This window comes from Nonomuraea sp. K271, from assembly GCF_009908215.1.
Lineage (GTDB): Bacteria > Actinomycetota > Actinomycetes > Streptosporangiales > Streptosporangiaceae > Nonomuraea > Nonomuraea longispora.
In genome coordinates this window covers 65,258-74,971 of sequence record NZ_JAAAHR010000028.1, presented here as the reverse complement: position 1 = coordinate 74,971, position 9,714 = coordinate 65,258, and the positions used below count along the sequence as shown (strand labels likewise).

At 67.6% G+C, this 9,714-nt stretch carries 9 protein-coding genes; 2 read left to right on the top strand and 7 right to left on the bottom strand.

All coding sequences use genetic code 11. The features are described 5' to 3' along the window. Positions 1–51: 51 nt before the first annotated feature. On the bottom strand, positions 52–1,056 hold the full coding sequence (locus GUY59_RS13120) for a DUF932 domain-containing protein (RefSeq protein ID WP_138208843.1): 1,005 nt from the start codon (positions 1,054–1,056) through the stop codon (positions 52–54). 203 nt (positions 1,057–1,259) lie between these two features. Further along, a complete protein-coding gene (locus GUY59_RS13115; RefSeq protein ID WP_161714522.1) occupies positions 1,260–2,570 on the bottom strand; it encodes a hypothetical protein in 1,311 nt (436 codons plus the stop codon). A gap of 490 nt (positions 2,571–3,060) precedes the next feature. Here GUY59_RS13115 and GUY59_RS13110 point away from each other — a divergent pair, with 490 nt between their 5' ends. Together GUY59_RS13110 and GUY59_RS13105 are read left to right on the top strand one after the other, a co-directional pair. Next, a complete protein-coding gene (locus GUY59_RS13110) occupies positions 3,061–3,255 on the top strand; it encodes a hypothetical protein (RefSeq protein WP_138204190.1) in 195 nt (64 codons plus the stop codon). Between the two features lie 1,869 nt (positions 3,256–5,124). After that, positions 5,125–5,679 carry an NUDIX hydrolase gene (locus GUY59_RS13105; RefSeq protein ID WP_138204188.1) on the top strand — a complete coding sequence of 185 codons (555 nt, stop codon included), beginning with the start codon at positions 5,125–5,127 and terminating at the stop codon, positions 5,677–5,679. An 83-nt stretch (positions 5,680–5,762) separates the two neighbouring features. Here GUY59_RS13105 and GUY59_RS13100 read toward each other — a convergent pair whose 3' ends face one another. The 5 genes from GUY59_RS13100 to GUY59_RS13080 all read right to left on the bottom strand — a co-directional run bounded on the left by GUY59_RS13100 (position 5,763) and on the right by GUY59_RS13080 (position 9,674). Then, a complete protein-coding gene (locus GUY59_RS13100) occupies positions 5,763–6,404 on the bottom strand; it encodes a mycothiol-dependent nitroreductase Rv2466c family protein (protein ID WP_138204204.1) in 642 nt (213 codons plus the stop codon). 41 nt (positions 6,405–6,445) lie between these two features. Beyond that, positions 6,446–7,111 (bottom strand): 3'-5' exonuclease, encoded by a 666-nt coding sequence (locus tag GUY59_RS13095; protein ID WP_138204186.1) that lies wholly within the window; start codon positions 7,109–7,111, stop codon positions 6,446–6,448. 91 nt (positions 7,112–7,202) lie between these two features. Then, positions 7,203–8,165, bottom strand: a complete 963-nt coding sequence (locus tag GUY59_RS13090) for a phosphoribosylaminoimidazolesuccinocarboxamide synthase (RefSeq protein ID WP_138204184.1) — start codon at positions 8,163–8,165, stop codon at positions 7,203–7,205. A 31-nt stretch (positions 8,166–8,196) separates the two neighbouring features. Next, positions 8,197–8,919 carry an HAD family hydrolase gene (locus GUY59_RS13085; protein WP_138204182.1) on the bottom strand — a complete coding sequence of 241 codons (723 nt, stop codon included), beginning with the start codon at positions 8,917–8,919 and terminating at the stop codon, positions 8,197–8,199. After that, positions 8,916–9,674, bottom strand: coding sequence for a dTMP kinase (locus GUY59_RS13080; RefSeq protein ID WP_138204180.1), 759 nt, complete (start codon positions 9,672–9,674; stop codon positions 8,916–8,918). Before GUY59_RS13080 ends, GUY59_RS13085 begins: the two co-directional genes overlap by 4 nt. Positions 9,675–9,714: the final 40 nt, after the last annotated feature.

Below are 9,714 nucleotides of genomic sequence, written 5' to 3'. Positions count from 1 at the left end.
GTACGGCCCCTGTGCGGGGGCCGTACCGGAGGCCCGGGGGTGGATGGCGGGTCAGGCAGTGGCCAGGAGCCGGAACGCGCGGGCCTTGACCTTGGCGTTGTCGTGGTCATCGAGCAGCGCCCGCTCCGCCCGCACCATCGCCACATCACGGCCACCGAACACCGGGCTGCGGTGATCCAGCCGCTCGGTCACCGCGTTGTAAGCCGCCCAGCGCGTGTTACGGATCGGCTCCTGGGTGGGAGCCTGAGCGAAGAGGTGCTCCAGCTGGCGCAGGGTCAGCTCGCGGTTCTTCCGCGCCAGGTCCTTGGCCCCCGGCGGCAGCGGGTACAGCACGCTGGCGAACTGACGGAACTCGGCGAAATCCATCCGGGTCGCCAGCAGCTTCTCCGCCTCGGCCGCGAACGCCTCCCCGTGCTTCCAGGTCAGTTTCAGCGCCTCGCGTGCCTCGGCGATGCGCCCGGCCACGTTGCCGGTGTGCCGGACGGTGAACTTGGAGGCGTGGTTGGCCAGCGCGGCGCGTTCGGTGTTCGCACAGACGACCCGGACCGGGGTGGCGACGGTGACGAACGACCCCCACCCGTCATGCCGGGAGAACGCCGCCAGATACAGGTCGATCTGATCGAAGCCGCCGACCATGAGCGGCTCGGGAAGCCGCATGGTGACGAACACCCGCCGTCCCTCGTTCAGCGACCCGCCGGTGTCGAAGACCGCCCCGGACTCATCCACGAGGGTCTGCAGGAAGCCGGTGACGTCTTCGTTCTGCAGCACCTGGTAGTCCCGGCCGACCCGGCCGAGCCGTTCCGGCGCGCCGGTGACCGGGTTGGTGCGCACCACCAGGAAGTCCTCATCCGTGAGGACCGGCAGGCCGGTGACGGGGTCGTTCACCTGGCCGACCGGCACCTTGCGCACGTTCCACCCGGCGAGCTGAGCGTTGGACAGCAGGTCCTCGGCGGTCATCGGACCCGGCGCGGTATAGCCGAGCCCGTGCCAGCCCGGCTTACCGGCGGCGGCGAACCCAGCCGAACCATTGGCGAAGATCTCGATCTCGTGAGCCATGACAGTTCCCTTTCTGATGGGCGGTTCTGATCGGTGGTGGTGAGGGGCGGTGAGGTGCGGGCATGCGAAACAGAGGCGATGCCGCGATGGGGTGTGGTGGGATCCGGTCCTGCCGTGTCAGAGGCCGGTACGCCGGTGATCAGCGGGTGGCAGGGGCGTGTCGCAGCCCGGCGCGGAGGGTGGGGCGGCCCGTCCCACCCGGCTCAGCCGTTGTAGGTGTCGGTGGCCGTGTGGCCCGGCTCAGCCGGGCTTCCGGCGGAGGCGTCATCGGGCATGTCGTCGGTGGGGGCGAGGGCGAACCGGCGGGGCCGCTCACACGTCAGCACCGCGTCCTCGAGACTGACGAGCCGGTCCAACGCGTTGGCCACCGCGCCGGAGGAGGCGTCCAGGACCTTGCCGATCTCGTACGGGGTGAAGTCCTTGTCCGGGAACGCGAGCAGATGCGCGTGCACCCGATCCCGCAACGCCCCCGGCCGCACCCCACCCTCCACACCGCTGGCGCTGGCGGTGCCCGGCCGGGTACCGGAGGCGGGGCGGGTCGGGGCGGCGGCGGTACCGGTCAGCACCGCCCGCGCCTCACGGTGCACGGAGGCGACCCGCGCCATCGCCATCTCCAGGCACCCCAGCGCCATCACATCGTTGCCCTCGGCCTTGGCCAGGGCGACCCCGCCGAACAGGTCGGAAAGCTCCGCCAGCTCGGTCCGCACCCGCACCCAGGCCGGATCATCCGCCGTCGGCTCGGACACCGGCCCAGACGCATCAGGCTCGGACACGTCAGGCTCAGACCGCGGCCTAGTCACCGGCTCGGATGTGTCAGCGTCGGCAACCGGGATCGATGCGTCGTCGGCCCGGTCCGTACCCTCGCCGGGCGCGTCATCGCCGGTCACATCCTCCGGCAGGTCCGGCATCTCCTCGATCAGGTCCTCCTCGCCGGTCGGCTCGGCCGCCGGGGCGGGGTCGGCCGAATCGGCGGCGGCGTCTGGGAGCGTCTCCTCCGGCGCGGGCACGGCGTCAGCGTCCGGGATGGCGCTGGCGGTGCCGGTGGCGTCAGCATCCGGGACGGCGGGCGCCGTCTCCGGCATATCGACATCCGAGGTGCCCCGGGCGGTACCGTCCGAGGCGATGGTGTACGAGGAGGCGGCGTTACCGCTGCTGACGGTGATCGGGTACCACCGGTCGGCGGCGCGGCCCCGTGTCTGACCGTCATTCACCCCCGGCTCACGGCGAGCCCGCTCCTCGGCCTTGAACTGGTTGAGGATCTTGCCCGCCACCATCCGGCTCAGCCCGGCCGCCGCCCCGATCATCGTGGCCGATGTGCCCGGCTCGGCGTTCAGCGCCGCCCACACCGCCGCCACACGGGCGTCCCCATCCGGGGTGGTGTCAGCGTCCCGGGCTGCGGTGTCGGGGCCGTCAGGGGCCACCACAGGCCCGGCGTCGGCGGGAATCGCGACGGCGGTTTCCGTATCAGCGGGGATGATTTCAGTAGCGGCAATTTCCGCGATGTGAATAGCCATGGTGTGGGGCCCTTTCTGGTCGCATCACCGGCCCCCGTCCGGGCCGGTGCTTTTTCGTTTGCATCACGACCATCCCTCGCACGAAACGCGGACGGCAAGTCGATCGGGCCATTTTTTGTATCACCCCAACGGCTGGAGAGGCTAACCTAACAAAACAACCGCTGATCTGTGGAAACATCTCGCGAGAAACTCATGGGATCAGCCTTGACGTCACACGCGCGTCCGGCTCTTCGCCTTTCGTCCGACCACGGCGAACGATGCCCGAATGCCGCGCGAAAGAATCTGCGAGAATAATATGCATCCCGGTTGACAAGCGTTGTTTATCGAGCCCTCATTGAATGAGGTGGTAACACCGTCGACACGGCACCGGAATAACATGCCGAGACATCGACAGGCACACCACATGGCACACGCCAACATGACCGCCGCCCGTCCCATCGTCAGCCCCCGGCAGCCCGCGCTCACCGACCATGGCCCCGGATAGGCGATCATGAGGGACCCCCGCCACGTTCAACCCGTCATCGTCCGCCTCGAACGCGGCGACGACGGCAGCCACCTCGAAATCTGCACCTACGAGGAGATGTTCACCTTGGGCGGCGAATGCGACCCCATCGAATACAACCCCGGCGAAGACGCCCCCACCTGCCGGGCATGCACGCCGAGCGCACAACCCGACTCGACATGATCACCGCCCACATGACCGACATCCTGGGCGACTACCACCACGACCGACACGGCAGGGTGAGGGACATGTACGCGGCGATGTCGGCGACGACGCGGGGCCAGGGGAACCGTCGGGTTGGGGGTTGGCGGCACGAAGGCGTCACCTGTCACACGCGCCGGTCACACGCGTGCGACGCACCCATGACCACCTCAGACGAAGACGCTGCTCGCCGCTCAGACCGAGGTCAACACCGAGACCGGCCCGCGGCTTAGCCGCGAGCCGGCCAGACTGCTGGCAGTCCAAGAAGAACCAAGGGATGCAGACAAGCCGCCGCCGAACAGGACACGAGCAGCACGACCAGCCCCTTCACACACGTGCACACATATTCAAAGGACTCGTCCTTAGACGAGTCGGGCCGCCCATCGCACCGTCCGAAACCGGGAAGGCCTGCGAAAACAACACCTGAGAGGGGTAGCGGCCTTAACCGCAGCAGGGAACGCCACCCCTATTTCCAGTACGGAAATCTCCCCCCATCCGACACACCTTCGCTGCCGCACACGCCCCGATAGCGAACGCGGGAACCGAGGTCGGTGCGGCCGCTCCCCGGCCCCAACGAGTGGGGAGGGCGGCGAAGAGAACCTGCTCACCCACCACCTTCTCGGCAAGGGCCTCACCAGGGCCGGCCGGCAGGCAACCACATGGTGGGCCACGGTAGGAGCATCAGCGAGAGGGGACGGGAAAGTAGCAGATGATGGGAACCACTACGGCAGAGGAGGAGGCAGTGCCGACGTGCCCGCACATATATTCAAGGAGTCGCCTTAAAGCGATTCGGGGCGGCCATCGCAACAGCCGAAACCCGCCTAACCTGAGCAGAGGGCACACCGATGGGTGTGGCGCTCTTAGCGGTGACACTGAGCGCGACAACAAAAAGCGACACTGAAGGCAATACCGAACAACCCCCCGCCCATGCACCCGCAACAGCGACCGCGACACCCGAAACGGACTCAACACCCGTCTCCTCGTCTCTGGCGGTACGTTCGCGCTGCCCCATCAGAGCAACCCCATCCCAGCCCGGTCGATCCGCTCAGCACCCCCTCTGCACCGGGCGGACGGACCGATATCGACACCCACCTCCGCGCCGCCTGTCAAGGCTGAGCCCCCGACCAGACATACGTGGGTGTGGTGTCGGGCCTCAGCAGGGACAACTACGGCGGGGGAGGACGGGGGCTCGGCGATGAGGCCCGTCCACGCCTACCCTCCCGCCCTGGCGAGCTGGACCACCTGTTTCCCGGGCTCGCGCACCTGACGGTGAGCGGCCCCGACGCCTGCCCCGCGCCCACATCGCCCATCCACGCCATGCCACCCGCGCCGGATCAGAGGCGGCAACCGCCCACGTGCCCGTCCCTGACCGTTCGGCGGCCAACGTCCCTGACGGCGGCGCAATTGGTCTGGCCGAGGTTAGTGAACGACCACGTGGACGAGTGCGCACCAGGACTCTGGCAGCGCCGGAGCCAGCAAGCTTGGTGGCCAGCAGGACTCCTCGCCTCACACTATGGACGCTCTGCCAGACACCACCGGGAATCGTGTCCCCGCGCCTGGTCTGCCACAGCGCGAGTCGAGCGTCTCATCCGTCTCCCTTACCGGTACCACTGGCGTGTCGAGGGTGGCTGGCGAGTTTCTGGTTTGCTGAGCGGAGCATGTGACGGCTGTGCCACGCTGCTAGTTCGAAAGCGAGCGTGGTCACACCCAGCGTGGAGTGGCTGCAGCGACCGGCGCAGTAGGGACCGCTTGATGATCATTCTTAGGAGCTGACTGTGTCGGTGCCCATCGTCTACTTCCGAGCAGTCGGTCGCGGAGAGCGTCGCTCTCGGGTCGGTGGGGAGGTGCCCCGTGGCGATCAGTGACTCAGACATCTCGAGCACATTGACCGCATACCTCGAGCACCACCCGGACGAAGCCGCGCTGCTGTCTGAGCCGGTGCGACTGCTGTCTCAGGGAGGGGATTTCGCCTCGCGGCGGAATTTTCGGATGCACGTGACCGTCGGAGCGCTGCTGGTCCGCGGCGCCAAGATCCTGCTTGTCGAGCACCTTGCGTACGGGATCCCGCTGCAGCCCGGAGGCCACCTGGAGCCGACCGATACCACGCTGATCGACGCGTCAGTGCGCGAGTTGACGGAGGAGTGCGGTGTCGACCCCGGCCAGGTCTTCCTTGCGTCGCCGACCCCCGTCTATATCGAGTACGGCGCGGTTCCGGCCCGGCCGGCGAAGGATGAGCCGGATCACTACCACTTGGACATCGGGTACGCCTTCGTGACGGATGCGGACATGGGGCGAATTCAGGAGTCCGAAGTGAGCGGGGCCGCCTGGTACCCGCTGGCCGAGGCCGAGCGCCTTGTCGGGCCCCGTATTGCGCGGGCGATCAGCGGCCCGGCTCGGATCGGTTGACCGGGTCCGTCGAACGTATTCGGTCGGCACCAGAGCCGCTGTTCGCCACCTCAGTCGGCGTCGGTCGAGCTGTGGGTGCCCACTCACTCAAATGACGGTTTGACGCTCCGGTCCCGGCTCCGCTTGAGCTCGAAGAAGCCATCCGTCCCCGCAACCAGGACGAGGCCGTCCCAAAGACGTCCTGCAGCTTCACCGCGGGGAGCCGGTGTGATCACGGGGCCGAACAAGGCTGTGCCGCCGATACGGAGAACGGGCGTCCCGACATCGAGGCCGACCTCGTTGAACGCCTCGTCGTGCGAGGCTTTGATGAGCTGATCGAATTCCGTGCTGGTGGCAGCTGCGGCCAGTGACTCGGGCAGGGCCGCCTCGGTCAGAGCTTCGGTGATGACGTTGGGGTCGTCGCGACGTCTTTGGTTGTGAAGCCGGGTGCCGATGGCGGTATACAGCGGTCCGAGGACGCCACGGCCAGCGTGCTCAGCGGCTGCCGCGCAGATGCGCACCGGACCCCATGCCTTCGTCATGAGGTCTCGGTATTCGTCGCTGAGCCCCTTGCCTTCGCGCTGGACGAGGTTCAGGTGTGCCAGCGACATGATCCGCCAGTCGGCGCGCACTGGCCGGACCCGCTCGACCTCCAGCAGCCAGCGCGAGGTGATCCACGCCCAGGGGCACAGCGGATCGAACCAGAACGGGACCTCCTCGCGGTCCGACTGTTCCTCGATCATCATGGTGAGCAACCGTCCTCCTCGGGCCCTCTCCCACCAGCGGATTAGATGTCGAACAATCCGCCTTGGGCGGGCATGTTGCATTTGGCTGTGCGGCCCGCGATTTTCACGAGAGCCGCGAGATCGCTGATCTGAGCATCCTCGTCCGCGGCGTTGATGAGCCGGATGAACACCTGCGCGGTGACATCGACGTCGGCGTAGGCCCGGTGGCGATCCGCTGGCTGCTTGATGGCGAAGTGCGCCAACAGCGTGTCGAGTTTGTGGTTCGGCAGGCCCGGGACGACGTGCTTGGCGAACGGGATCGTGTCCAGGAGGTCAATGCGGGCCAGCGCTGGGCAGTGCTCACGCTGGTTGTGGATGAGGTTGGCCTCGGTGGCGGCATGTTGAGCCACCAGCAGATACTGCTTACCCGCGGCGAATCGCAGATCCAGTGCGCTCAGCGCTTCGGCTGGACTAGGTGCCTGCCTGACCTGCTCGGGCGTCAAGCCGGTTTGGGCCGTAACAGCCGGCGTCACCGGGGCGAACGCGGGCGGCCGGATGAGAGAGACGAACGGCCTGCCCGCCGTCGTCCAGGCGCCTTGCTCGTAGCGCAGGGCGAGAGCGGCGACCTCGATGGGCTGGGCCGGGTAGCCCTTGGGGGTCGTCGCCTCGAAGTCGATGACCACGAACGTCGTCGCCAGGAAGGCGGGGTCGTCTGTCAAGCCGCCCATGTATCCACCGTTCTCGCGGGTTCCGTGGCGTTTCCGGCTCGCGCCCGCCGCATCGAGACGAGCATGCCTTCATGCCGGCCGCTGTGTGCCGTCATTGACCGATGAGGCGGGCGACGGCCTGCGTGGCGGCGTGCAGGTCCGGCGCGTCCCAGAGGTGCTCGCCCGTCCAGGTCTCGCTCAGGGACCGGTACAGATCCGACATCACTGGCAGAAACTCGGGCGGGAGTGGCGGCGGCTGCGGCCATCGGCTTCTGGGTACGCCCTCGGCGATCAGCTTGCTCACCGGCACTTCGAGTCCGTTGTCCACGTACCAGTTCCGCAGGATCTGCTTGCCGCAGTGCACTCCGTTGTAGATCAGACGACTCTCGTCGGGTGTGCCGGGACTGTCGGCCAGCACGATGCGCGCGTTGCTCGACACCAGGTACTCGAGCTTGCCGTCGCAGTGGCTCAGCCCGAGCCTACGCGCGTGGCCGGTCAGTACCTTGTTGACCTTGATGGTGGTGTCGCGCATGGTCTGGAACTGTTCGTCGCTCAGGCTGGCGAGACGCTGGGCCTCGGGCCCGCCGATGAATCGATTGACGTCTTCCAGCATCGTTGCGTACTCGATGAGGGGACGCTGCAGCTTGTCCCCGACCTTGGGGCGGCCCAGGAGCCCGATCTTGGCCGGTTGCAGTGCGCCCGTTGCAAGCCGGCGGTGCACGGAGCTGCCCTGCGGGAGCTCGTTGCGGAAGAGGACCTGCACGGGAATGAGGTAGCTTCCGGCGTCCGGGGTGAACGGCTCGTTCGGGTCCGGGACACGCGCGAGATGGAACTCGATCTGGTTCGGGGCGATGAATCGGCGGAAGTGGGTGGGCACGCCCGCCGCCTCCAGCATCGTGAAGTTGAAGACGGCCATCCGGCAGATCGCCTCGCCTTTCCCGGCAATCTCGTCCGGCATCCTGCCGTAATGGAACACCGTGTACGTGTCGGTGTACTCGAAGATTGCGACACCCTCCCTCGTGGGCGTGGGAGGTTCGACGATCTTCAGGTTCTTGGTCGAGTGGAGGACGGGCATCAGGTTCTCCTCGTGCGATGGCGTCACGTCGTCATCCGGCAGGATCTGCTGATCGTGCGGTTATCGGCGCCGCAGCCACGGAAGCGAAGCGGTGTGCGGCGCCTTCGTCGGTGGGGATCAAGTGGCCATCAACCACCGCGATCACGTACATGTCGGCTGCGCGTGCGGCGGTGATGCCGTCGGGAGCGTCATCGACGGCGAGGCAGCGGTCCGGCGGAGTGCCGAGGCGTCGAGCAGCCTCGAGGTACAGGTCAGGGTCTGGCTTGCCACGTCTGACGTCTTCTCGCGCGACAACGGCCGCGAACTCGTCCGTCAAGCCCAGAGCGTCGAGCCCGGGGAAGACCAGAAGTCGGCTGGCGCCCGACGCCACGGCACAAGGCAATCCAGCATGGCGTACGGCGTGCAGGAGCGAGACGACGCACGAGTTGGGATTGATGCTGTGCACGGTGGCGATCAGGTGGGCGCGGCTATGCCAGATGATCTCGTCGCGGGGCAACTGTCGGCCGCCCGGTAGCGCGGCAAGCAGGTCGTCGATGGACAGGCCGACGTGCCGGACGTACCAGTCGTGATTCAGGTCGACGCCGTGTGGCCGCAGCGCCGCTCGCAGCGCGTGCTCGTGGATGGGCGTCGTGTTGGCGAGGGTTCCGTCGAAGTCGAAGATGAGGGCGTCGACGTCGTTGGGTATGGCGGGCGCGCAGCAGTTGCTCGGTGAAGCCGTTACTGGGCACGTTGAGGGGCGGGAAGCCTCGTTCATGCCGCCGCCGATCCCTCGCGGTGGCCGCAGCACATGCACCGGCCTCCCGAGCCCTGCCACGGCTCGCGCAAGCAGCCCAGGCTGGTCCCGGCGTCGTGGATCCATGCCCGGATCTGCTCGGCAGCCTCGTACTCGTCCACGGTGCGCCGATCCACGACGCGGTAGCGTGCCGGGTCGGTGGCGGGGAGCCGTTCGTAGAGTGCGCATGCCTCCCGCATGAAGGTGGCCTGCTCGGCCGTGAAGACGCACCCGTCGCGCCGCTGCGCGCGCATGATGGCCTCGCGGGCGTCGTCCGTGACGAGGATCGTGAGGTCGGGCAGGGGCCGGTAGCAGGTTGCGAACGCCAGCAGGGCGGTTGCCGTCTCCAGAGCGGCGTCCGGGTCCGCGGGGTGCAACTGCAGAGCCTGGCAGACCGCCGTGGTGTCGATGCTGCGGCCCTCGATGACGGTACGCCCGCTGGACAGTCCGGGAATGATCGTGTCCAGGTCATACCGCTTGATGGCCAGCAGGATCAAAGCCTCGGCCAGGGGAGTGCCCCCGCGCAGAAATGGGTCCCCTGTGCAGGCCTTTCGCAGGGCGCGAAGCAGGGCTTTACCCAGTCCTGGATGCCCGCTTGCCCGCTGGGAGAACGCCTCCATCATCAGCGGCCCGCCGTTAAGGGCCTCGACGGCGCGGGCGGTCAGGTACGTCTTGCCTACTCCGGTGACGCCCTCGACGGAGATCAGTGGGCCTCGCGTGCAGAGGGTGGTCGTCATGTGGCGGGTCCGTTTTGAGGTGAGGGCAGGGCGTAGCAGG